General features: G+C 51.4%; 24 protein-coding genes and 1 pseudogene. 9 read left to right on the top strand and 16 right to left on the bottom strand.

All coding sequences use genetic code 11. The features are described 5' to 3' along the window. Positions 1-220: 220 nt before the first annotated feature. The 3 genes from HMPREF3119_RS03885 to HMPREF3119_RS03875 are packed head-to-tail and all read left to right on the top strand — an operon-like array spanning position 221 to position 3,542. On the top strand, positions 221-1,249 hold the full coding sequence (locus HMPREF3119_RS03885; protein WP_004236191.1) for a hypothetical protein: 1,029 nt from the start codon (positions 221-223) through the stop codon (positions 1,247-1,249). Continuing rightward, complete coding sequence (locus tag HMPREF3119_RS03880; protein WP_036419353.1) at positions 1,249-2,391, top strand: BamA/TamA family outer membrane protein; 1,143 nt, start codon at positions 1,249-1,251, stop codon at positions 2,389-2,391. Before HMPREF3119_RS03885 ends, HMPREF3119_RS03880 begins: the two co-directional genes overlap by 1 nt. Then, positions 2,391-3,542, top strand: a complete 1,152-nt coding sequence (locus HMPREF3119_RS03875; protein ID WP_070578494.1) for a DUF4056 domain-containing protein — start codon at positions 2,391-2,393, stop codon at positions 3,540-3,542. The genes HMPREF3119_RS03880 and HMPREF3119_RS03875 overlap by 1 nt, the downstream gene beginning before the upstream one ends. Here HMPREF3119_RS03875 and HMPREF3119_RS03870 read toward each other — a convergent pair. The 4 genes from HMPREF3119_RS03870 to HMPREF3119_RS03855 all read right to left on the bottom strand — a co-directional run bounded on the left by HMPREF3119_RS03870 (position 3,522) and on the right by HMPREF3119_RS03855 (position 7,245). After that, positions 3,522-4,001 (bottom strand): GNAT family N-acetyltransferase, encoded by a 480-nt coding sequence (locus tag HMPREF3119_RS03870; protein ID WP_004239054.1) that lies wholly within the window; start codon positions 3,999-4,001, stop codon positions 3,522-3,524. The genes HMPREF3119_RS03875 and HMPREF3119_RS03870 overlap by 21 nt on opposite strands. A gap of 194 nt (positions 4,002-4,195) precedes the next feature. After that, positions 4,196-4,522, bottom strand: a complete 327-nt coding sequence (locus HMPREF3119_RS03865) for a hypothetical protein (RefSeq protein WP_239670177.1) — start codon at positions 4,520-4,522, stop codon at positions 4,196-4,198. Positions 4,523-4,637: 115 nt separating this feature from the next. Then, complete coding sequence (locus HMPREF3119_RS03860; RefSeq protein ID WP_062773394.1) at positions 4,638-6,110, bottom strand: anion permease; 1,473 nt, start codon at positions 6,108-6,110, stop codon at positions 4,638-4,640. A gap of 196 nt (positions 6,111-6,306) precedes the next feature. Further along, positions 6,307-7,245: a helix-turn-helix domain-containing protein gene (locus HMPREF3119_RS03855; protein ID WP_036413815.1), complete on the bottom strand. Its 939-nt coding sequence runs from the start codon at positions 7,243-7,245 to the stop codon at positions 6,307-6,309. Between the two features lie 79 nt (positions 7,246-7,324). Between HMPREF3119_RS03855 and HMPREF3119_RS03850 the strand changes: the two genes are divergently transcribed. Then, positions 7,325-7,921, top strand: a complete 597-nt coding sequence (locus HMPREF3119_RS03850) for a TetR/AcrR family transcriptional regulator (protein ID WP_062773397.1) — start codon at positions 7,325-7,327, stop codon at positions 7,919-7,921. A 24-nt stretch (positions 7,922-7,945) separates the two neighbouring features. On the opposite strand, the gene HMPREF3119_RS03845 is transcribed toward HMPREF3119_RS03850, so the two are convergent. Both HMPREF3119_RS03845 and HMPREF3119_RS03840 read right to left on the bottom strand, forming a co-directional pair. Further along, positions 7,946-8,887, bottom strand: coding sequence for an alpha/beta hydrolase (locus tag HMPREF3119_RS03845; protein ID WP_036419363.1), 942 nt, complete (start codon positions 8,885-8,887; stop codon positions 7,946-7,948). An 18-nt stretch (positions 8,888-8,905) separates the two neighbouring features. Next, entirely contained in the window at positions 8,906-9,556 is a 651-nt protein-coding gene (locus HMPREF3119_RS03840; RefSeq protein WP_070578492.1) for a LysE family translocator, read from the bottom strand. Between the two features lie 389 nt (positions 9,557-9,945). Between HMPREF3119_RS03840 and HMPREF3119_RS03835 the strand changes: the two genes are divergently transcribed. The 5 genes and pseudogenes from HMPREF3119_RS03835 (at position 9,946) to HMPREF3119_RS03815 (ending at position 16,297) form a co-directional block, all read left to right on the top strand. Continuing rightward, positions 9,946-10,839, top strand: coding sequence for a hypothetical protein (locus HMPREF3119_RS03835; RefSeq protein ID WP_032098945.1), 894 nt, complete (start codon positions 9,946-9,948; stop codon positions 10,837-10,839). 512 nt (positions 10,840-11,351) lie between these two features. Continuing rightward, positions 11,352-12,650, top strand: a complete 1,299-nt coding sequence (locus HMPREF3119_RS03830) for a dicarboxylate/amino acid:cation symporter (protein ID WP_004236174.1) — start codon at positions 11,352-11,354, stop codon at positions 12,648-12,650. Positions 12,651-13,096: 446 nt separating this feature from the next. Continuing rightward, positions 13,097-14,754 (top strand): annotated as a pseudogene (locus tag HMPREF3119_RS03825) (fumarate hydratase). A 26-nt stretch (positions 14,755-14,780) separates the two neighbouring features. Then, positions 14,781-15,371 carry a cob(I)yrinic acid a,c-diamide adenosyltransferase gene (gene cobO / locus HMPREF3119_RS03820; RefSeq protein ID WP_004236172.1) on the top strand — a complete coding sequence of 197 codons (591 nt, stop codon included), beginning with the start codon at positions 14,781-14,783 and terminating at the stop codon, positions 15,369-15,371. Positions 15,372-15,544: 173 nt separating this feature from the next. Beyond that, positions 15,545-16,297, top strand: a complete 753-nt coding sequence (locus HMPREF3119_RS03815) for a metalloprotease LoiP (protein WP_004236171.1) — start codon at positions 15,545-15,547, stop codon at positions 16,295-16,297. A gap of 43 nt (positions 16,298-16,340) precedes the next feature. Here HMPREF3119_RS03815 and HMPREF3119_RS03810 read toward each other — a convergent pair whose 3' ends face one another. From HMPREF3119_RS03810 to HMPREF3119_RS03765, 10 genes are read right to left on the bottom strand one after another with little or no spacing between them, the layout of a single operon-like run. After that, entirely contained in the window at positions 16,341-17,252 is a 912-nt protein-coding gene (locus tag HMPREF3119_RS03810) for a LysR substrate-binding domain-containing protein (protein ID WP_004236170.1), read from the bottom strand. A gap of 31 nt (positions 17,253-17,283) precedes the next feature. Beyond that, positions 17,284-18,345 (bottom strand): nicotinate-nucleotide--dimethylbenzimidazole phosphoribosyltransferase, encoded by a 1,062-nt coding sequence (cobT, locus tag HMPREF3119_RS03805; protein ID WP_024472837.1) that lies wholly within the window; start codon positions 18,343-18,345, stop codon positions 17,284-17,286. Between the two features lie 30 nt (positions 18,346-18,375). Further along, positions 18,376-19,002, bottom strand: coding sequence for an alpha-ribazole phosphatase (cobC, locus tag HMPREF3119_RS03800; RefSeq protein ID WP_004236168.1), 627 nt, complete (start codon positions 19,000-19,002; stop codon positions 18,376-18,378). Positions 19,003-19,006: 4 nt separating this feature from the next. Beyond that, complete coding sequence (gene cobS, locus HMPREF3119_RS03795) at positions 19,007-19,774, bottom strand: adenosylcobinamide-GDP ribazoletransferase (RefSeq protein WP_070578489.1); 768 nt, start codon at positions 19,772-19,774, stop codon at positions 19,007-19,009. After that, the gene (gene cobU / locus HMPREF3119_RS03790; protein WP_070578486.1) at positions 19,771-20,316 is read right to left on the bottom strand and encodes a bifunctional adenosylcobinamide kinase/adenosylcobinamide-phosphate guanylyltransferase; all 546 of its coding nucleotides are present in this window, start codon (positions 20,314-20,316) and stop codon (positions 19,771-19,773) included. Before cobU ends, cobS begins: the two co-directional genes overlap by 4 nt. After that, on the bottom strand, positions 20,313-21,848 hold the full coding sequence (locus HMPREF3119_RS03785; RefSeq protein ID WP_070578483.1) for a cobyric acid synthase: 1,536 nt from the start codon (positions 21,846-21,848) through the stop codon (positions 20,313-20,315). The genes cobU and HMPREF3119_RS03785 overlap by 4 nt, the downstream gene beginning before the upstream one ends. After that, positions 21,845-22,693 (bottom strand): ATP-binding cassette domain-containing protein, encoded by an 849-nt coding sequence (locus HMPREF3119_RS03780; RefSeq protein WP_004239033.1) that lies wholly within the window; start codon positions 22,691-22,693, stop codon positions 21,845-21,847. Before HMPREF3119_RS03780 ends, HMPREF3119_RS03785 begins: the two co-directional genes overlap by 4 nt. Continuing rightward, positions 22,690-23,367, bottom strand: coding sequence for an energy-coupling factor ABC transporter transmembrane protein (locus HMPREF3119_RS03775; protein WP_004236162.1), 678 nt, complete (start codon positions 23,365-23,367; stop codon positions 22,690-22,692). Before HMPREF3119_RS03775 ends, HMPREF3119_RS03780 begins: the two co-directional genes overlap by 4 nt. Continuing rightward, entirely contained in the window at positions 23,354-23,632 is a 279-nt protein-coding gene (locus HMPREF3119_RS03770; RefSeq protein ID WP_004236160.1) for an energy-coupling factor ABC transporter substrate-binding protein, read from the bottom strand. Before HMPREF3119_RS03770 ends, HMPREF3119_RS03775 begins: the two co-directional genes overlap by 14 nt. Beyond that, entirely contained in the window at positions 23,629-24,363 is a 735-nt protein-coding gene (locus tag HMPREF3119_RS03765) for an energy-coupling factor ABC transporter permease (RefSeq protein WP_004236159.1), read from the bottom strand. Before HMPREF3119_RS03765 ends, HMPREF3119_RS03770 begins: the two co-directional genes overlap by 4 nt. Between the last annotated feature and the right edge of the window lies 1 nt (position 24,364).

Genomic DNA, 24,364 nt, shown 5'->3' with positions numbered 1-24,364 from the left:
AAAATATACGATGTGATTATATGGATATTAATGTTTTATATTTCAGGTTACATATTTACTGTGTATTTTATTATGATAATGTTAAGTTATTATTACTGTAAATGACAATAACGTTACGTACATAGCAATTATTACTAATTATCGCACAGAAAGCTCGTAATCAGAGGGGATTAGCCGTTAGAATTCATCACCATTTAATTAAACAAAACCGGCTTATATTATGTTACGCCCGATACTTCATACTCTGATTATTACCGGCTCACTGAGCCTGAGCGCTTTTTCTTATGCTGACGGCCCGACTCTGTCGTTAAGTGTCAGCCAGTCCGGCGGCTCTGCACAAAATGACGATGGCTCTCCTGATGCCACCCGTCCTTCTGAATCCAAATCCCGTATTCTGCCTATCTGGGGCGATGAAGCCCGCGCCCGTGGTTATGATCTTCCCGAGCCGTTTGGTGTCGGTTATAACTATATGAATCTGCGGCAGGATATTGTTGTGGATAAAATCGGTTTTATTATGCCGACAAAAATTGTCGTCGGTGAAGGCCTTTTTAAAGCATCGGTTGAAGGTATTAACATTGATGCCGGTCATACCCGTGAAAAAACAGAAACCCATATGCTGAAGTTAGACTCATGGGTATTTCCGTTTATGAATGTGTATGGTTTATACGGAAAAACAAAGGGTAAATCTGACACAACACTGGCCGGTGGTTCGGTGGATGTTAAGATGTTTGGAAAAATACATAATATTAATCTTGACTCAAAGATTGAAGGTCAGCCCTTTAAACTGGATTTCGAAGGGAAAACTTATGGTGCGGGTGTGACTTTTGCCGGTGCCTATGAGCAATTCTTCGGTACAGTCGATGTTAACTATACCAAAACCAATCTTGATATCCTTGACGGTGATATTAAAGCATTGGTTGTTTCACCCCGCGTCGGTTATGAATTTGTTTTTTCACCGTTAATTGCCGGTCAGGGAAATACCAAATTACAGGTCTGGACCGGTGCTATGTATCAGGATATTACCCAGCGTTTCAAAGGGGATATCAGCGGATTAAACTTATCGTTACCGGGAGGCATGGAAAATATGATCCCCGGCGATATGAAATTCGATGTTGAACAGCATCTTGCTCATAAATGGAGCAACCTGGTCGGCGCCCGGTTAGAAGTGACCCGCAATTTTAATATAATCTCAGAAGTGGGTTTTAATAACCGTAACAGTTTCTTTATTTCCGGAGAATTCCGTTTTTAATGATATTTCGTTATTTTTCCGCCGGGCTGGCATTTGCCGGTCTGGTGGCGGTTCACACAGCAAAGGCCGGTTATTTACCCTCACGGGAACAAATTGATGATGCACTGTCCGGACTGGGCAGTAATAACCAATTTGACCGCAGCAAAACCATCGACTGGGGGGTGTTACCCGGGCCGTTTTATACCCCTGAACTGGAATTAGGCGTCGGGGTGGCGCTGGTCGGTATGTATCAGGCGGATAGTGATCCTGACAGTAAAATATCCACCTTATCCCTCAGTGGTTTTGCCTCCTCAACCGGGGCGTTCGGGCTGAACCTGAATAATTACACCTATCTGGATAATGATAACTGGCGTTTTTATCTCAGCGGCACGATCAATAATGTGCCGACGGATTACTGGGGGAAAGGCTATCAGGCCGGGCGTGTCAAAGATCATTTCGGTGAATATAAGTCACAGCAACTGCGGCTGACGCCGTCACTGCTGCGCCGGGTGGCGGATAATACCTATATCGGGTTAGGCTGGGATTTCAGCACACTGAATGCGGCCTCGCCGGATAAACCGTTCAGCCGCTATATGGATGAGCATGATTATGACCGGCATGCGGTCAGTTCCGGGGTCAGCGCCACCTTCAGTTATGACAGCCGGGATTTCCTGCCGAATGCCCGTCAGGGGCAGGCGCTGGATCTGCGTTATACCTGGTATGCGCCGTCACTCGGCAGTGATACGCGGTTTAATACCACCGAGATTCAGTACAACTATTATTATCCGCTGGATGATAAAACGGTGCTGGCGTTTGATAACTACGCGCGGTTTGCCTCCGGAGATGTGCCGTGGGATCAGTATTCCCGCCTCGGTAATGGGCGGCAGATGCGCGGCTATTATGACGGCCGCTATCAGGATAATCATGTCTTTGCCTCACAGGTGGAGTACCGGCGCAAGCTGGACTGGCGGCACGGTATTGTGCTCTGGGCCGGCGGCGGGACGATGAGTGAGAGTGCACGTCATCTCGGCGGCGGTCACTGGCTGCCGAACGTCGGTGTGGGATATCGTTTTGAATTCAAACCCCGGATGAATGTGCGGCTTGATTTTGGGGTCGGGAAACAGAGCAGCGGTTTTTATTTCCAGGTCGGGGAAGCCTTCTGATGCGGGTATTTATCAGCGCAATTATCATGATGGTACTGTTATCCGGCTGTCAGAGCCGGATGGCCGATGTGCCGGTTATACGCGCCGATCTTTCTCCGCAGACCACGGAAACGGCAGCTCAGGCATTTCCGGTTGCAGATAAGGTGGGGGCGCCTGACGGGCTGCGCCCCTGCTGCGCATTCGGCTATGATTTGCAGGCAAAACTGGGGCCGGTTCCGGTGCCGTTTTACACCATCGGCAATGTGCTGACCGCCGGTGATTTGGGGGAGCATGTCTACAATGACAGCTTCTGGTTTGGCGTGGCGGAAGTTATCGGCCTGAGTAATGAAAACCTCGGGATCATCTATTCCCGCCACGGCGGATTTATTGATATCGCCCATGTGCGGGATACCGCCGATTACACTTATTACCTGTTCACGCAAATCTATCCGCATCTTGGAGAGGCCCGGATGCTGATACTGTCGGATGAACTGTCTTCCCGCCGTATTCAGTTCCGCCGTTTTACCCCGCCGAAGGATCCGGCAGAGCGCTATACCCTGAGTGTGTATCTGGCGGCGCGGCTCGCGTTTCGCCTGGCTGCATGGCATGAGATTGCCCAGTGGTATGGTTATCATTCAGTTCCCGGCTTTCCTGAGGAAATTTCGGCATTTACCCCGGAAGATCTCTATTCCAATCTGCTGGGGGCGCGCCTTGCCATCACATTGCTGTTACAGGGGCACGGCGGGTCAGTGGCTGATTTTAACCGGGGAATGGAGGGTATTCTTCCGCAGGCGCTGGCACAACTGGATGCACAGCCCGCAGCCGTTACCCGGCAGATGTTTGACAGTATTGACGGGCTCTGGTGGGATAAGCGGCAGCGGGTGCCGGAGAAGTTTCTGGTGCTGCGCCGGGATTACAGTGTGAGTGATGACCGGCTGCCGTCACAGCCAGAGCAGGAAACCGCTGCCGGGGCGTGGCTGGCACTACCTCAGTACTACCGGGGCTGGTCTCTGGCGGATTTGGCGTCATTTGAACTGTGGCGGACAAACAATCCCGGAAATCTGCCGGTGACCGCACTGCCGTTTACCGAAGCGGATTTTCCGGCACTGACAGCACATGCGGCGGCTGAGGATAAAAAAACAGCGCCGGTGTCAGTGCAGCGAAATCAGTAACAGCGGGAGAACCCGGCCGGGCAGGGATTCCGACGGCGTTTCCCCGATGCGGATAGCCCCCTGGCGGATATAAAATGCTTCCGCGTTGGGATCAGCATCCACCAGAAGGGCGCTGATACACTGTGTCCGGGCGGAGGAAACTGCCCACTGGTACAGTGCGCTGCCTATTCCCTGATGCAGATAATCCGGATGCACAAAGAGTTTGGATAGCTTTCCGTTCTCTTCCTGGCGGTTGATGGTCAGTTGCACAACACCGGCAATTTTGCCGTTGATTCGTGCGGTCATCAGCCGCGAACGGTCAAAATCAGCGGAGGTAATGGTCAGTTCATCCCGGCAGGTCGCCATAAATTTTTCATCATATCCCCAGTGTTGTTTTGAACGCAGGCACAGGCGGGTCAGATAATCCGCTTCATCACGCTGAGGCGGGGCGAGTAAAAAAACGGGTGCTTCTGTGGTCATAACGATCAAATCCGTGATTTTGCTGAGACAAATAATAATAGCAGATCAAATGTCAGGCTGCGTAAGCCGGCGGTGTGTTATTTCACCGCAGACGGATGTCATTTTGTACCGGTGATATAAGCGGCGATGACCAGCTCTGCCGTGGTCAGCGGATTATGGCCGTTATCAATAATCAGTACCCGCTGTGCCGCGTACTAATGTGAGTCGCTGAGGGCATGTTCTGCAGCGGAATCAATGGCGCAGGTGGCCGCCAGCCATTGCAGACGCATCTGACAGAATGAGTGCGTGGCCGGACACCCGCTGCGGAACAGCGCTGCGGGAATGACCGGCGCGGGCTCTGCGTTATCCAGCAGAGCATAGGACGGATTATAGCGGCAGTGATAACGGTCAGTCTGCTCCATCGCTTTCAGATAGCGGGTTTCCGCCGACGGGGTCAGCGGCGCACAGGGCGACGGATTATCCGCGGACTGCTCAATCGCGCCGGTGTCCGCAGATACCGGCTGCACTATCTCCTTTTGCATCATCCCCCCGTGTTATCACTGATAAAAACTGCGGGGTCAGTATATAAGTATTCTTTATGCGATAATTCTTAATTCGGCAAAGAATACCCTCAGGAAGATGATGCCGGTCAATCTGTTACCAGTATCCGAGGAGTTTCCACCACAGGCTGCCGGCGATAATCCAGATAACCAGGTTAACGATGCTCATCACCAGACCGGTTTTCCACCACTCACCTAGGGTGGTGTAACCCGAACCGAAAATAATCGGGGCGGTGCCGGTGCCGTAATGAGTCAGTGACATCATCAGCGAGGAGGAAAACGCCAGGGTCAGCCCGAGCAGCATCGGCGGTGCGCCGAGTGCCAGTCCGGCGGCATAAAACGCCGCGAACATGGCGGTGATATGCGCAGTGGTGCTGGCAAAAAAGTAGTGGGAATAGACATAAAACAGCACCAGCAGCAGCATCCCGCCGGTCCAGCCGATCCCGAGATGGTCAATACCGCCGCCGACCGTCAGCGAGACCCATTTTATCAGCCCGAGTTTGCCGAGGAATGATGCCATCATTACCAGCGCGGCGAACCAGACGACGGTATCCCACGCCCCTTTGTTTTTCAGCACATCATCCCAGCTCAGCACACCGCTGCACAACAGGGCGGCAAGGCCGATAAAGGCGGCGGTAGTCGGGTTCACGTTATATTCACTGCCGAACAGCCAGCCGGGCACGCCGGCCCACAATGCCAGCAGAAGGATAAAGACCCCGAGTGTGATTTTTTCCGGCAGAGACACCGGGCCGAGTTCGCGGATCCGCTCACGGGCAAATTCCGGGGCATCCGGGGTGGCGGTGATCTCCGGTTTATACAGAAAATAGATCACCAGCGGCATGATAATCAGCGAGATCAGCGCCGGTAAAAATGCGGCCACTGCCCACATCGACCAGCTCAGCTCTGCTCCTTTACCGGCCTCCTGTACAATCAGGGTGACAATCAGCGGGTTAGGTGCGGTGGCGGTAATAAACATGGCGGACGTGATAGGGTTGGTATTGTAATTCACCAGCGCCAGATAGCGGCCGATTTTTCCGCTGGTGCCGTCATCGGCTTTTGAACCGAAACTGTCAGCGATAGAGCGCATAATCGGGTGGATGATCCCGCCGCCGCGCGCAGTATTACTGGGAGTGACCGGTGCCAGTACGGTTTCGGCGATCGCCAGGGAATAAGCGATACCCAGCGTTTTCTTGCCGAACAGGGAAATAAAATAGTACCCGATACGTGCCCCGAGCCCGGTTTTATTCAGGCTGAGGGAGACCATAATAGAGACCCCGATAAGCCAGATAAGCTCATTGGAAAAGCCGCTCAGGGCATCAGCGAGCGCAGCTTTCGCGGAGCCGGGATTAGTCACGCCGGTCAGGGCGACAAGGGCAATCGCCACCATGGAAACGGCACCGATAGGCATCGCTTTACCGATAATCGCGGCAATTGTACCGACAAAAAGTGCGAGCAGATGCCAGGCATTAGGATCAACGCCATCGGGTACCGGAACAGCAAACCAGATAATACAGGTAATAAGAACAGCGATTAAGGAAGGAACAGGTTTCAGCGGAGTCAGTTTATTCATAGGTCCGTCCGTGGTAATTGTATTTAACTGCCGGAGGGTGACGTATTTATACTGAGTTAATGAAGGTTATAGTATATTACAACAGGTTAATAACCGTGCTGAGATTTACTGACCGTAATCAATATTATGTCAGATACCGGTTATTTTTCTGTAACAGAAAATAACCGGCATGAACAGGGAGAAAATGCGGGAGAGATTAAAGTACCGGAATATAATAATCCACACACAGGTGCTCTGGCGGATTATCACTTATTGCTTCGGTTCGGGTATATTTTTCAATATCCAGTCCCGGACGGCGGCATAATCCGAGCTGCGGTAACGCGTATAAATACACATTGAAGGTGAAATCCCGGTAATCACGGAATAAGCCGTCAAAATGGAATTTTGCATATTTCCCGCGGTTGATCACCGCCGGTGTTAATTCGTTTTCCTGTACAATAAAGGCCGGATCATCCACCCCGATATGATAGCCGATAGCAATACATTCCGGTTGATCTGATGTTCTGTCATAGGCGGTGCGGACATAACAGTACGGAAGTTCCGGTGACACCAGACGGATAAAATCACGCCAGAATGTCGTGCGGATCTCTTCATGCAGATGGCCGATTTCATCCAGCGGTGACTGGTAGTGATAGCCTTTTTCCATAACAGCGATATCATCCAGCATAATAATGTCCGGCTGTGGCAGCGGCGGCATTTCCAGTTGTACCGGCGGTTGCAGCGTTGTCAGATCCCAGTTGGGATTACGGCGGTATTCTGTCGGGGTCATATTAAAGACTGCCTTAAAACGCCGGGCAAAAGATTGCTGGGAATCAAACTGATACTTCAGCGCGATATCACCGATGTTTTGTGTGGTCAGCCGTAATTCGGTGGCGGCTTTTGTCAGACGGCGGCGGCGGATATAGCCTGCCAGCGTCATATCGGTAAAGCGTTTAAAAATCCGCTGAAAATACCATTTGGTATAGCCGGAACGTTCAGCCACCACATCCAGCTGCAGTGACTTATCCAGGTTATGCTCAATCCACAAAATAATGTCTTTTATCACGCTGAGATAAAAGGCATTGTCATCCTGTTCTTTATCGGTGACCGGTACGGAATCAACGGATTCCGTGACAGTGTTATCATGTTTAAGCATAAGGATTTCCGTTTGTTGGCACCCAAAAAATACTGTGATACGATTACATACTGATAGTATGTAACAGGGCATTTTTACCATGAACACACTGACCAGGCAACAGGAAAATTCAGCACGGACGCGGCAGGCATTACTGATTTCGGCACACGGACTTTTTATTGAAAAAGGCTATCAGTCCGTTTCGATTGATGAAATTGCCCGTGATGCACGGGTCACAAAAGGGGCGTTTTATCACCACTTTAAAAGTAAAAGTGACCTGTTATTGCACTGCTATGAAATACAATTACAGAAAATCAGTGCTGTCCTCGATCATATTGAACCTCTGGCGGATAAATGGGAAGAGCTGCAGCTTGTTGTCCGCAGTTTTATGAATTATCTGGAACAGCATTACCGGGAACTGATTCCGGTTCAGGAAGTGATGCCGGTCGCCGGGTGGTATGAATTTGAGGGTATTAACCGGCGCTATATCAGCAGCCGGGTGGATAATATTATCAGTCAGCTGAAAGCAGAGCAGACAATCAAAGAGTATGACTCTTATCTGTTATGCAGCCTGATCCACGGTTTTATGATGCATATTACCCTGAATATCAAAAGTCTCGCGGAATTCCCCGGCTTTAAAGATGATTTCACTGAAATTTATAATAACTTTCTGCAGACACTGAAAAAAACACCCTGACGGAATACATCCGCTGACATGACGTCAGCGGGCAGATAAAAAACGGGTAATAGCAGGAACCAGTTCCTGGTGCAGCGGCAGCGCCGGGTTATTGTAACTGGCGATAGCCGCCGCACAATCAGCAGGGGTCGCTTTCAGAACGTGATTCATGGTTGCTATCTCCGCATACTGATTATCCGGTGCGGTACGGATAAGCCGTTCGCCGTTTTCCGGAGGGATTTGACAGTCATGACCACCCTGAATAATCAGTCCCGGAACGCTCACTTTTGCCAGCTCTTCTGCCGGGTCATACTGCATCCACTCCATAAAATAGCGCTGTAATTCCGGGGCGAACAGAATATTGAGAGACGGCGGGACATTCTCCGTGGTTTTCTCTGCTTTCAGCCGGTCAATCACATCGTTGATATAGGCCAGCGCCTCCGGCGGGAATGGCTGGGTACTCATTTGTTTTTTCAGGATAATATCGATGGTATATCCCGCAGGTGAAACCAGGATAATCCCCGCCGGTTTATGCTGTTGCGCCATCAGGGTGGCAAACAACGCCCCTTCACTGTGGCCGAGCAGATACACCGGGGTGTCCGGATAGCGCTTTTGCAGAAAATCGAACCACGCCTGATAATCCCGCAGATAACCGGCAAAGGTGATATCTGCCGGGTTAACGGTTGCTGCACCGGCACCTGTTCCGGCTTTGTCGGTCCGCAGTGTGATATAACCGGCATCACTCAGGGCATCGCCCAGCATCCGCAGATTATCGGTCTGACTGCCCGGGCTGTTACCGTCACGATCCACCGGGCCGGAACCGGCAATAAACAGGATAACACCTTTCGGCGTGCTGTTTTCCGGCAGTGTCAGTGTGCCGTTAAGGCCGTTTATTTCAGCCGGGATATTTTTCCCGGCAGCAGCTGTCTGCAAAGAAATAAAAATAATCAGCAGAGCGGTAAAACAATGTCGTAAAACAGCAGTCACGGTAATATCCTGATTAAGTTAAGGCGTGCTTTTAAATGTCATATGAATAATTTTCAGTCCGACCAGACCGAGAATAATACCGGCGGTTTTATCAATCCAGAAGGCACAGCGATTAAATTGCTGACGTACTGCGGGCCGGGTCAGAAGATACATAATCAGGCTGTCCCAGATTAATACGGCCATCACCATCCAGAGTGCAATACCGGTTTTAAATAGTACGGAATTATCCTGACTTTCCAGCACAACAGTAAACAGACTTAAATAGAATAATAAATTCTTGGGATTTAACAGGCCGGAGGATAAGCCGACCAGAAATTCTTTTTTAAACGTACTCTGCGGATCTGTATTTCTGTCTTCAGCTGCCTGTGCCATCAGAAAACGGTAATCAGATTTTTTTGCCCGTAATGCCTGCCATGCGATAAAGAGCAGGAATATTCCGCCGAACAATTTAATCAGAATCATCAGCGTGACAGATTGTGCGAGGATAGCGCCTGCACCGGCCAGGCAGAGTACAATATACAGTGCATTGGCAGTGGCAATACCGGAGACAACACCAAATGCCACCCGTCTGCTGTTACGCAGGGTACTTTTTATAATCAGCAGAAAATCAGGCCCGGGGCTTATCAGAGCGATAAAGTGAGCGAGCGCCACAGCAAAAAAAATCATCATGATGATTATCCGGCACAGAAATGAAGTAATAAAAAAAACATATCACTGAACCGGGGATTGTCATACAGAAATATTGTCAGGGTGCACATAATGCGCGATAACATCGCCTGATGACGAATAGTTAAATATTAATAACGAATTAAAATAATCTGCTTTTTTACTGCTGCGCGGGTGGTGACAGTAATAATGCAGATTGGCGATAACAGAAAAGAAACTACGGAAAAAATACAATAACGCCTGATGATATAAGTCATCATCCTGTTATTTTCCGGCTTTACCTGATTATTGTGTTTTTAGCCGCCGGGATTTGGCGGTAATTTATCCTATGCCGGGTAAATAAGGATTGATAATATCGGGACTGTGTTCAGAACAATATGATGAGATCGATTATGAAAACCGCAATAAAACTAAGTGTATTAGGTTCTGCCGTATTATTAATGGCCGCCTGTGACAGTCTGGATCCGGACAGCACTAAAAATGAATTCTGGTACAGCAACCCGACTGACACCACACTGACCTTTAAAGTGGATGACAAAGAATACACCACCGAACCGGGTACCGCCGCGAAACTGAAATTATCACCGGGTATGCACAGCATTGAGAATGCGAAGGGTGAGAAACAGAATTTTATGGTGTATGACAATAACAGCGGCGGCATTATTAACCCGGATAATCACGTCTATTATATGTTGTCTGAGGTCTATGCGGTGGAAGGGCAGAGCGATCGCTTTAAACCGGCGCTGTATGATGTCACCATTAACGGCCATGATTTACAGATGCCGGTGCGCAGCAGCAATGCCACCCTGATTGACCACAATCTGTTTAATTGCAGTTATCCTGTCGGTACGGCGTTCCCAGAAGAAATTACCACCAGTAACCGCCAGTCTGTCGGCAATATTAAAACCAAATGTTTTGATAAAGCAGAACTGGTCGCCTATATCGAATCCGATTACGGAGAAAAATTACAGCCGGTGGCGCCGGGTGATGAGCTGAAAGACAGCGTCAATATGACTTTCGATTACGCCATTCCGGAGCCGAAGTTTAAAGATGCGGAAACACAGAAACAGGCGCTGAAATTAACCGGCCTGCTGAAGCAGATTAACGAATCTGATAATCCGGATATTCACGACAAGCTGAATAAAGAGATTCACCAGACCACCATGGATCTGGTATCCGCGTCTGCCGGGTCCGCATCATCCAATACGGTGGCGGAAAATGAGTATTACAACACCTTTATCACGCAGACCGGCAATTTCCGCGCCTTCGGGGTTCTGCCGAAATAAGTGATTTTTCATTCAGTTCCGGAAAGGGCCGCATTATCACGCGGCCCTTTTTTATTAAAAATTTTAATGAAAAATAATGAGTTGCTGGTTTTATCAGCAACAAAAAATTAAACAATAAAGAGAGGGACATCAAATAAAAAAGGAGTATGATTTCAGGAGAGCCGTATTTTTCATCTGAAAACCGGCCGGTAGTATAAAAAAACAACATCAGGGTTAATCTGATGTAAATAACAGTTTAAAACACACTTTATTACGTAACATCTGTTACGGAATCCTTTATCTGCAACAAAGTAATGGCGGAATAATGTACGGTCCGCCCGGTAAAATAACACATCACTATGTCAATAGCGGTGTATTTTATTGTTCATTTTGTTAAAGGCAGATGTCAGTTTTGTTCTGAACTCCCTCACTTTCTGCTTATTATTTTTTCTGCTGCCGTCAGGCTCAGAAGAAATTAATCAGATTTTTTAAAGTCTCCGGGGGATTAAGTACATCAGCATTATGGAGATAGTATGAAGTCAAGAAGTTTAACGACCTGGATTGTGGCTGCGTTATTTATCGGGGTGATTGTCGGCTTTGCGCTGAACAAACTGGCCACACCCGGGTTTAATCAGCAATATTCTGCTGATATCTCAGTGGTGACAGATATTTTCCTGCGACTCATTAAAATGATTATCGCGCCGCTGATCCTCTCCACGCTGGTGGTGGGTATTGCAAAAATGGGGGATGCGCGGACACTCGGCCGGGTTTTCTCCAAGACGTTGTTTTTATTTGTCTGCGCTTCTTTTATTTCCATTACACTCGGGCTGGTGATTGTTAACCTGCTTAAACCGGGTGCGGGAATTAACTTTGTGGCACCGGCGGATACGGTGGTGGACAATGTGGCGACCGCCGCGTTTTCGGTGAAAAACTTTATCGCCCATCTGATCCCGACCAGTATCGTTGATGCCATGGCCCGTAATGAGATTTTGCAGATCGTTGTTTTCTCTATTTTTATGGGAATTGCTCTTTCCGCTATCGGTGAAAAAGGTAAGCCGATTCTGACACTGCTGGAGTCGGTGGTCAGCCTGATGCTGAAACTGACCGGCTATGTCATGCTGTTTGCGCCGCTGACGGTTTTTGCCGCTATTTCCGGTATGATCGCCGAGCGCGGGCTGGTGGTGCTGCTGGAAGCCGGTATTTTTATGGGTGAATTCTACCTGACACTGGCAACATTATGGCTGGTGTTAATCGGTCTGGCAGTTCTGATCGTGGGGCGCTGTATTCTGCGGCTGACCAAAGGGATCGCTGAGCCGGCGCTGCTGGCATTTACCACCTCCAGCTCTGAAGCGGCGTTTCCGGGCACACTGAAGCAGCTCGAGCAGTTCGGTGTCTCCAATAAAATCGCCAGCTTTGTACTGCCGATTGGCTACTCCTTTAACCTCGTCGGCTCTATGGCGTACTGCTCTTTTGCGGTTATCTTTATCGCCCAGGCCTGTAATATTGAGATTTCCATGGGAGATCAGATTACAATGTTGCTGATCCTGATGCTGACATCCAAAGGTATGGCGGGTGTGCCGCGTGCCTCGCTGGTGGTGATTGCCGCCACACTGACACAGTTTAATATCCCGGAAGCCGGGTTAATTCTGCTGATGGGAGTCGATCCGTTCCTGGATATGGGCCGCTCCGCGACCAACGTGATGAGTAATGCGATGGGCGCGGCGATTGTCGGGCGCTGGGAAGGCGAGCATTACGGGGAAGGCTGTCACGGAAAACCGCCGGTAGCGGTAGTTGAGATGGCAGAACCGGAGCCGCTGAAAAAAGCAGGCTGAAGAACCTATTCTCTGTATGAAAAAAAACACAGGTACCGATTTTCACCTGTGTTTTTTTATATCTGCAGTTTGTATCTCATGACCCGCTTAACACTTTTACATTTTCATTATTCTGTATTTCCGTATTAAGATCTCATTTTTATTAAAATAAACTTTGGTTTTTTATTTTATAAATTTAATTCAATCATCAAATGTAACGATAATATGTTATTTTCTCATTTTGAAATCGTTAATTTATGGTTTATTACTTTGTTTTTAAACGGATTTAATAATGATATTAAAATGGTGTGATACGTGTCTGTTCCTTCATGAAATTCACCAACTTCTTCATTTTAATCATTTGTTTTCGTGCATAATAAGCCACCATAATCGGGACAGGTAATTTTATTTTTTAAATTGTGAGTCAATAGGTTCTTCATTTTTCTGATTTAATACGAGTGAATATAATGACAAATAAAACTTTTGAGTATCAGGAGCCATTCCCGTTATCGGAAGATAAAACGGACTATTATCTGCTGAGCAGGGAGCACGTTTCCACGGCGACATTTGAAGGCCGTGAGATGCTTAAGGTTGAACCTGAAGCGCTGACGCTGATTGCCCAGCAGGCCGTGCATGATGCCTCCTATTTCCTCCGTCCGGCACATCAGAAACAGGTTGCACAGATTTTAAGCGACCCTGAAGCCAGCGAAAACGACAAATATGTCGCGCTGCAACTGCTGCGCAATGCGGAAATCTCTGCCAAAGGGGTTCTGCCGAACTGTCAGGATACCGGCACCGCGACTATCGTGGCGAAAAAAGGCCAGCAGGTATGGACCGGCGTCAACGATGCGGAATGCTTATCCCGTGGTGTTTACAACACATTCCAGCGTGAAAACCTGCGTTATTCACAGAACGCAGCGCTGGATATGTACACGGAAGTGAATACCGGCACCAACTTACCTGCACAGATTGATATCCTGGCCACCGAAGGCGCGGAATATCACTTCCTGTTTATCAATAAAGGCGGTGGCTCTGCCAACAAAACCGCGCTGTATCAGGAAACCAAGGCCATTCTGGAACATGATCGCCTGAAAGCATTCCTGATCGACAAAATGAAGTATCTCGGTACCACTGCCTGCCCGCCGTACCATATTGCGTTCTGTATCGGCGGCACCTCACCGGAAATGAACCTGAAAACGGTGAAACTGGCGTCCACCAAATATTATGACAATCTGCCGGATACCGGTAATGAGCTGGGACGCGCCTTCCGCGATCGCGAGCTGGAGCAGGAACTGCTGGAAGCCACCCGTGAGTTCGGCTTCGGTGCCCAGTTTGGCGGTAAATATTTCGCCCATGATATCCGTGTGATCCGTCTGCCGCGTCACGGCGGTTCCTGCCCGATTGGTCTGGCACTGTCCTGTTCGTCTGACCGTAACATCAAAGGCAAGATCACCAAAGACGGGATCTGGCTGGAGAAACTGGAATACAATCCGGCAAGTTACATTCCGGAATCCATGCGCAAAGAGAATGAAAGCGACATGGTCAGTATCGATCTGAACCGGCCGATGGCGGAAATCCTCAAAGAGCTGAGCAAGTATCCGGTCTCCCCCGCGTCTCTCTCAGCGGCCCGCTCATCATTGCCCGTGATATCGCGCATATGAAACTGAAAGAGCGCCTGGACAGCGGACAGGGATTACCGCAGTATTTCAAAGATCATATGGTGTACTATGCGGGTCCGGCGAAAAAACCGGAAGACCTGGTCTCCGGCTCTCTCGGCCCGACCACCGGTAACCGGATGGATCCGTATGTGGACTTGTTCCAGTCGCAGGGCGGCAGTATGCTGATGCTGGCAAAAGGAAACCGCAGTCAGGCGGTGACCGATTCCTGTAAAGCACACGGCGGCTTCTATCTGGGCAGTATCGGCGGTTCTGCGGCGATTCTGGCTCAGGAATATGTGAAGAGCCTGGATATTCTGGAATACCCTGAACTGGGTATGGAAGCAGTCTGGAAAATGGAAGTGGAAGGGCTCCCGGCCTTTATCCTGGTGGATGACAAAGGGAATAACTTCTTCGAACAGGTTCAGACGAAAAAATGTGAGAAATGCGTGGCAGGCCAGCCTGCCTGAGCCAACACTTTCCCTGAGGAGTTTGCATGAGCGACGAACGTTATCAACAACGGCAACAGAAACTGAAAGAGCATGTCGACGGGCGCGTTGCCGCGGCTCAGAAGACCGGCGGAGTCCTGATGGTCTTCACCGGTAACGGGAAAGGGAAATCTACTGCGGCCTTTGGTACCGCGACCCGCGCCGCCGGACACGGTATGAAAGTGGGCGTGGTGCAGTTTATCAAAGGCCAGTGGGAATGCGGCGAGCGCAATGTGCTGGAAAAACTGGGGGTTGAATTCCATATCATGGCCACCGGTTTTACCTGGAACACGCAGGACAAAGAAGGCGATACCAAAGCGGCACAGGAAGTATGGCAGTTCGGCAAAGCGATGTTAGAGGATCCGTCCTATGACCTCGTGGTGCTGGATGAACTGACGTACATGGTGCGCTACGGCTATATCGACCTGGATGAGATTATCAGTTACCTGAAAAATCGCCCAGAAAACCAGAGCGTGATTATTACCGGCCGGGGATGTCACCGCGATATCACGGATCTGGCAGACACCGTCAGTGAGCTGCGTCCGGTTAAACACGCGTTTGACAGTGGTATTCAGGCACAGAAAGGTATCGACTGGTAATTCATCCCGTAAATACAGTCTGTTATCACAATCGCTCCGTTTATACGGGGCGATTTTTTTTGCCGGTCCGGCAGCGCTGCGCTTTGTTTTTCGGAATAGACTGCTGGCAGCGGATGAACATAAATTGATACCTTTGCATCCGTAAAAATACTGAGTAAACGGAAGCAGACAGAATGAAATTAAAGACGATCTCAGCCCTTGCGGTATCCGCTGTTGTTCTGGCCGGTTGCCAGAATATGAATTATGACACCCTGGCACAGTCCGGCGGCCAGTTATTTCAGGCGGCCACCTTAACCGATGCGGATATGGTGAAACTGACGGACGGTGCCTGCAAAGAGATGGACGCAAAAAATAACATTGCACCGGCCTCCGGAAAATACGCGGCACGCATGGACAAAATCGCCAAATCATTAGGTTCCGATGTGAACGGCACAAAAGTGAATTACAAGGTCTATATGACCAATGAACCGAATGCCTGGGCGATGGCGAACGGTTGTGTCCGTGTTTACAGCGGCCTGATGGATATCATGAATGATAATGAAATCGAAGGTGTCCTGGGGCATGAATTAGGACACGTCGGCCTGGGTCACACCCGTAAAGCAATGCAGGTTGCCTATGCTGCGGTGGCGGCAAAAACCGCGGCGGGTTCAGCGGGCGGTCTGGCGTCTGAACTGAGTAATTCTCAGTTTGCTGATATGGGTATCAAACTGGTTAATGCGCAGTTCTCACAGCGTCAGGAAACGGAAGCGGACAATTATTCCTATGATCTGCTGAAAAAACGCGGCATTTCAACGGAAGGTCTGGCCACCGGGTTTGAAAAGCTTGCGAAAATGGATAAAGGGCAGAACAGCATATTTGATTCTCACCCGCCGACCGCAGAGCGCGCAGAGAATATCCGCAACCGGATCGCGGCAGATAAACAGTAAGTATTCCGGATAATAAAAAAGGTGGCTGAGCCACCTTTTTTATTTAAGACAGAATCAGTTCTTTTTCCCGCGATTTCTCGTGGATCCAGTCACTGAATTTCCGCAGGTTGAGTGATCCTTTCTTGTCCTCTTTATAGGTGAGAACAAAGCGGTTGCCGGTGCTCATCGGCAGGTCGCACGGGATCACCAGATCGCCGTTTTCCAGATCTTTCTGGATGGCAAAACGCGGCAGCAGCGCCACACCGAGATTTGAGCGGATGGCGGAGATCAGCATCGAAAGCAGATCAAAGCGCGGACCGACCCGGGTTTTCGGGTTGTGAATGCCCGAGAGCTGGAACCAGTCACTCCAGGCATCGAGGCGGGTGGTCTGATGCAGCAGAGTAAACTCTTCCAGCACCTGGCTGGTGGTGAGTTTGATACTGTCATCCCGCCACAGCATGCGGCTGCAGACCGGTACCAGCTCTTCCTCAAACAGATATTCAAAATCCGGCCACGGATTACAGAAATCCTCACGCATGATTGCCGCATCGTATTTCAGGCTGGTAAAGTCCGCCGGTGTGGTTAATGCGCTAATACTTAATGCGATTTCCGGATGTTTCTCACGGAAGCTCTGCAGGTTCGGGATCAGCCAGTGTGTGCTGAAGGTCGGTGTTACCGCCAGCTCAAACAGCTGCTGTGATGACTGCCAGGACATAATATCCTGGGTGTCTTTTTCCAGCTTATCCAGCGTGTCATGCACCAGCCCGAGGTAATGCTTTCCGGCATCACTGAGGAAAATACGTTTGCGGACGTGATGAAACAGCGACACATTCAGAAATTCTTCCAGCGCGGCGATCTGACGGAAAACCGCGCTCTGGGTCAGTGATAACTCTTCCGCTGCCCGGGTGTAGCTCTCATACTGTGCAACAGCTTCGAAGGTGATCAGTAAATCCGTTTTCGGGATCTTCTTTCGCATGGCGTTTTACTCCCTAAAAATATAATCCATTTTACCGGGTGGGGGATGGCGGCAGAGTGAAACCACTCCCGGCCTGATGCCCCATATGACAATACATGCTGCATGCGGCGTTAATAACGGACATGGCTAATGCCGCGCCGCTGCCTTCACCCAGCCGGAGATCCAAATATAAAAAAGGTTTCAGACCGAGCTGCTCAAGCGCGATACCCGCGCCTTTCTCGGCGGAAAAGTGGGACGGGATAAGATAGTCCCGGACAGCAGGGGCCAGACGGCAGGCCGCGATGGCGCAGGCGTAAGATAAAAAGCCGTCGAGCACGACAGGAATGCCGCAGGCTGCGGCACCCAGAATCACACCGGTCATCCCGGTCAGATCATACCCGCCGACTTTGGCGAGCACATCAATGGCATCTGCAGGATCCGGCTTGTTCAGCGCGATAGCCTGTCTGACGATCGCTTCTTTGTGCGAGACGCGATCCAGCGGCAGATTGGCGCCGATACCGACGGTATCATGCGGATCAAGCCCGCACAGGACGCTGATCATCGCAGACGCCGGGGTGGTATTGGCGATCCCCAGTTCTCCGGTGCCGACAACGCGGATCCCGGCGGCAACCCGCTGTTTTACCAGCTCAGCACTGGCGACCAGCAGATGCTCCGCATCGGCGTAAGACATTGCCGGGCCTTTGGCGATATTGCCGCAGCCGCGTGCCAGTTTCAGGGAAATCATGTCATCGATAGGATCGCAGTCAATACCGATATCCACCGGCAGCACGCTGGTGCCGTTGCTGCGGGCAACCGCGCAGACGCCGGTCAGCTGTTTCTGAATATTGCGGGCCTGGATAGCGGTGACTTCCTGCGGGGTGACGGCGACACCTTCTGCAAATACGCCGTGATCCGCACACATCACAATAATTTCTTTCGGCAGATTATCCGGATGGTCAATTCCCGGCATTCCGGCAAGATGTACCGCCAGATCTTCCAGGCGGCCGAGACTGCGCGGCGGCTTGGCCAATCCGTTGATATGCTGCTCTGCCGCCTGCATGGCCGCGTGATCCAGAGGTGGGATCGCACGGATCAGGTCTTTCAGTGTTGTCATTGTTTTTATGCTCACATTATATTTTTATAATCAAACAACAGGCGTAAAACATGATCGCCCGTTAAACACAGCTAACGTCATAAATCCGTCGCGGCATTCCGCCACACTGTAACTGTCCTGTTCACAGGGGAACTGCCACATGGCCTCTGCGGGCAGGCCGAACCAGCGGGTGATGATAAGCCCGAGCACGCCCTTGTGGGCGACAATCAGCCGGGTTGCCGGGGTTTCTGATGCTTCCCGGCGCAGTTCATCCGCCACCGCCTGAACCCTCGCCGCAAACTGCGGAAACGGCTCGCCGCCGGTCGGTGCGGCATGCAGCCAGTCATTCATCCAGGTTTCCCAGTCCGCCGGGTAACGGGCGGCAATCTCACTGTAATGCTGCATTTCCCACTCGCCGAAGTGCATTTCATTGAGGCGCGGGTCGCAGTGATAGTGATGAGTTTCCGGGGCGCGGATGTATTCCGCTGTCTGTTTTGCCCGCTGCAATTCACTGATCAGTATAGTATCTATCTGAATATCCTGCAGATAAGCGGCTACGCTGGCTGCCTGGCGGTGGCCGTGTTCCGTCAGCGGTAAATCAGTGCTGCCGTAGAACAAACCGTCTTTGTTCCCGGCGGTTTCCCCGTGGCGGACAAGAATAAAGCGGCTGATACTCATCTGCTTACACCCAGAACAGCGCGAGCAGGAAGATAATTTCCCCGCACTCTTCAGCGGCACCGAGTGTGTCCCCTGTTTGTCCGCCGAGGTGATGGCGGAAATAACGCCCCAGCCCGTAAATAATAAAGGCGGTGATAATCAGTGCGCCGAGGGCTTTCATTCCGCCCGCTACCGTGACAATCACCGCGCCGGTGGCGAGGGTGATGACAAACTGGCGCAGAGTGATACGGCCGATATAAATATTGCCCATACCTTCCCCCTCGCGGGCATAGCGCTGGTTGTACATCACCAGTGACATACAGGTGCGGCCTGCGACCGGGGCGCAAATCAGCAATCCGGCAGCGGTGGTCAGGGAAAGGGAAGAGGAGGCGAGAAGCTCATACGCGGCAGCGGATTTTGCCATCAGGGCAAAAATCAGTGCCAGACAGCCATGCGTACCGATGCGGCTGTCGCGCATGATCTCCAGCATTCTTTCGCGTTTGCGGGCGGAGAAAATACCGTCACAGGTATCTGCCAGGCCATCGAGGTGAAAACCGCCGGTGATCAGGATCAGTGCCAGCACATAGCCCAGCGCGGCGATCAGCGGACTGTGAGCCGCTTGCGCAATCCACACCGTCAGCAGTGTTGCAATGATCCCGGCAATCAATCCGATCACCGGAAAAAATGGTACGCCACGTCCGTACTGCTGAAACTCCGTGCCTTCACTCCAGCGCTGCGGCACCGGAATGCGGGTAATAAACTGGAGTGTCGCCCACAGGTATTTCAGGTTCATTTGATCTGAACTCCGATCCCGGAGACCACCAGCCAGACCTGTTCGGCCTGACGGGCGAGTTTCTGATTAATACGTCCGGCGATATCGACAAAATGGCGTGCCAGCCGGTTTTCCGGTGTGATGCTCATCCCCAGTTCGTTGGTGACGATATACACCGGGCACTCGCTCTCTTTGCAGGCATCAATAATATGGTCGATTTCGCTGTTGATGCTGATCTCCAGTTGTGCGTAATCGAGCGTGTCCGGATCCGCGCCGCCCGAGGCGTCATAGAGCAGATTGGCAATCAGCGTGGTGATGCATTCCAGCATCACCCCTTCGCCCGGTTTGCGTTCATAACGGATAGCATGGGCAATGTTTTTAAAACCTTCCCACGTACGCCAGTGCTGCGGGCGATCGGCCTTATGGCGTGCCACGCGGGCGGCCATTTCATCATCCGTCACCACTGAGGTGGCGATATAGAGCGCACTGTGACAGCGGTTATCCACCAGTTCTTCAGCAAAACTGCTTTTACCGCTGCGGGCGCCGCCGGTAATTAAAATCATGCTGTTTTCTCCTTGTGTGCACGCATCAGATGGCAGATTTCATCAATATTGAGGTGTTCCCGCATCTGCTGCGCCAGAATATTAAACTGCTGTTCTTTATGCAGCGCATAATCAAACGTGCTCTCCGGCAGGGGCTCCAGCCCTTTCTTTTTCCGCAGCTGATTGAGCAGCGGACGGGTGAAATTGTTGCGGTCAAAAATTCCGTGCAGATAAGAGCCCATCACACTGCCGTCCGGGCTGACCGCACCGTCAGCATGGTTGCACGGCTCGCGGTTTTTCTCATGCATCTGTGCAAACGGGATGGCATCCGCGCCGGTTTCGGATACGCCCATGTGGATCTCATAGCCGCTGATCGGTTCACCCTGACAGGCAGACCAGATCCCCGGCAGTGCGCCGCACACGGTTCCGGCGGTCTGGGTGGTATTTTTTTCCGGTGAGAAGCGGGTGGTGATATCGAGCAGCCCCAGTCCCGGCAGATCGGATAATCCGGATTCGACATCATCATAAATATGTTTACCGAGGATCTGATAGCCGCCGCAGATCCCGGCGACCGGTGTACCCTGTGCATGGCGGGTGAGAATGGCTTTATCCATTCCTTTCTGACGCAGCCACAGCAGGTCACCGAGGGTATTTTTACTGCCCGGGATAATCAGCAGATCCGGTTCACCGACCAGCAGCGGATCGGATTCATAACGCAGACGGACATCCGGCTGGGCGGCAAGGGCATTGAAGTCGGTGAAGTTGGCAATGTGCGGCAGCTGAACCACCACAATATCCAGCACTTCCTCTGTTTTGCCGTCATATTTGCCGACCTGCAGCGCCACGCCGTCCTCATCTTCCAGATCCACATCCAGCCACGGCAGCACGCCGAGCACCGGAACGTTGGTCAGATCTTCGATTTGTTTAATGCCCGGCATCAGCAGAGCGACATCACCGCGGAATTTATTGATGATCACGCCGATCACCCGGGCGCGTTCGTCGTCTGCCAGCAGGGCGAGTGTGCCGTAAATCGAGGCGAACACACCGCCGCGATCGATATCCGCCACCAGGATCACCGGCGCGTCTATCATTTCAGCCATACCCATATTCACAATATCGCCGTCGCGCAGATTGATCTCCGCCGGGCTGCCCGCGCCTTCCAGCACAATAATGTCGTGCTCAGAAGCCAGGTCATTGTAAACATCACGGATCATGGCTTTCAACTGAGGTTTGTAGAGGTGATACTCCGCCGCATCCATATTTTGCGCGACTTTCCCCATCAGAATAACCTGGGATTTGCGGTCAGAGGTCGGTTTGAGCAGAACCGGGTTCATGCGCACATCCGGTTCTATACCGGCAGCTTCCGCCTGAAAGATCTGCGCCCGGCCCATCTCTTTGCCGTCACGGGTGATCCCCGAGTTCAGTGCCATATTCTGTGATTTGAACGGCGCGCAGTGATAGCCATCCTGAGAAAAAATCCGGCAGAATCCGGCAACTAATACACTTTTTCCGACATCGGAAGCAGTACCCTGGATCATCAGTGAAAATGTCATGCCATTACCTCGTGTGTTCCGGCGGCGGGAGTTGTCTGCTGCTGCAATTGTGCAAACAGCGCCTGTTCAGTTTTGCACAGCGGCAGTCCGGTTTCGCAGTGGAGTTTGACCAGCCACGGCTGTTCCAGCCCGGCGGCGGTGATCATCTCTTTTTGCAGGAAAACGGACTCCGGTGCACCGTGGCCGCACACTTCGCCGTGCGACATCACGTAAATACCATCACAGACCTGATAAATCAGATCAATGTCATGGCTGGAAATCACAATGTGTTTACCGGCTGCGGCAATACGGGCCAGCAGATCGATCATCTGCTGACGTCCGGCAGGATCCAGCCCGGCCGTCGGTTCATCGAGCAGCAGATAATCTGACTGCATCACCAGCGCCCCGGCGATCGCCACGCGTTTTTTCTGGCCGAAACTCAGGTGCTGCACCGGTTTATCACGGAAGGCGAGCGCATCCACCAGACGCAGAGCCTCATCGGTACGGTGTTTGATTTCATCCTCTTCCACCCCGAGATTGCGCAGGGCGAAAGCGATATCACTGTCCACATCGGTGTAGAAAATCTGCATATCCGGATCCTGAAAAACGGTCACCACATGCTGACGCAGTTCCAGCAGGGATTTTTTGTCGTATTTCAGCGGATTACCCCGCCAGTTCACCTGACCGTCCTGCGGTTTCAGAATACCGGACAGGTTCATAAACAGGGTGGATTTTCCGCAGCCGTTAGCACCGATAATCCCGGTGACCTGGTGCGCGCCGAAATCCATTGTCAGGTTTTTCAGGATATTATCGTCCTGATAGCGGAATGTGAGACCGCTGACCGATAATTGCGGATGATGATTCATAGGTGGAAATCTCCCTGATAGAGCTTCACATTCAGTGCGACGGACATTTGCTGATAGCGCATCATCACGCGGGAAAACAGCATGGTAACCAGCATAGCCAGTGAGCGGTAGCCGGTGCGCAGGTTGCGGTAGCCGAAGCGCAGGGATTGTGCGTGATAAATGGTGGCGGCTTCTTCCAGAAAGATAAAGATAAAGCGCCAGGTCAGCAGGATCTGCTCGATCAGCACCAGCGGCAGACGGCCGCGTTTCATCAGTTTAATCAGCTGCTCAAACGGCATATTGAGCATAAACCAGAAGGTGGCAGCGAGAGCCGCCATGCTGCGCCAGAAGGTCTGATTGGCAGTTGTCAGACCGGCGGGATCAAGGCCAACCCAGTACTGACCAATCTGAATGCCCCACAGCAGAGTGTCCGGTGTGCGGGCAAATGAGATAATAATGGCCACCAGACCCACCGCCAGAAAACTGAACGGGATCAGCAGCCATTTAAGATAGCGGAGCGGCGATACCCGCAGTAACCAGCAGGTAAACGCCGCAATACACAGCAATAAAGCCGCCTGGCCTGCCGGCGGCAGGCTCATGGCCAGAACCATCATCACGACCCAGAAGGCAAACTTCATCCCCGGGTCACGCTGACGCCAGCGGCTTTGATAACTCAGCGCATCAAGGCTTTGCATTTTTCCGGCCGCTGCGGTAGTAACCGAGCACGTAGAAAATCACTGCAGTGCCCAGACAGCCCTGTAATGTAAACAGCAGACTTTCGATTTCACCACTGGCCGGTTCGTACAGAGACTCAAACCAGGGCTCATAATCCGGCGCGATAGCGAGGATCTGCTGCTCTGCCTGATCGTCTGAACCGCCGTATTCACCGCCATGATCGATAAAGAACGGGATGACAAAAATCGCAACAGTCAGAAACAGTAAAATCAGTGTCTTTTTCATGCCCGCACCTCGTTACCCACCAGGTTACGTTTCACCAGCTGATCATAAACCAGTACCGTCAGCAGACCTTCCGCAATCGCAATTGGTACCTGAGTCAGACAGAAGATACCCATGAACTTCAGGATCGCCGCACCCATCCCCATCTGCGGATCCGGGAAAGCGACACCGAGCTGCACCGAGGTGACAAAATAGGTGGTTAAATCCGCTATCACCGCGACAAGGAAGACGCAGACATCCTTACGCCAGCCCAGTTTGGTGGTGAAACGCCAGACCAGATAGCCGACAATCGGTCCGATAACCGCCATCGACATGCCGTTGGCACCGAGGGTGGTCAGGCCGCCGTGTGCCAGCAGTAATGCCTGGAACAGCAGCACGATGGAGCCGAGCACAGCTACCACGGATGGCCCGAACAGGATCACTGCCAGCGCCACCCCGGTAGGGTGAGAGCAGCTGCCGGTCACTGACGGGATCTTCAGCGCGGAAAGCACAAAGATAAAGGCGCCGCACAGTGCCAGCAGAACTTTCTGGTTGGCATCTTCCTGAACAATCGCTTTAAGGCGGACAATCCCCGCGCCGAGGAACGGCAGGAAAATCAGCCACCAGGCAATCGCCCACATCGGCGGTAAAAAGCCTTCCATGATATGCATGGCAAAGGCTTCCTGGGGTGCAATCATCAGCAGAATAGTGACGGCGGCACCGGTTAACGAGAACTGCGTGAGTTTCTGTTGCATA

The sequence above is a fragment of the Morganella sp. HMSC11D09 genome, assembly GCF_001807955.1.
Classification (GTDB): Bacteria; Pseudomonadota; Gammaproteobacteria; order Enterobacterales; family Enterobacteriaceae; genus Morganella; species Morganella morganii.
This window is presented reverse-complemented; position numbering and strand designations above follow the sequence as displayed.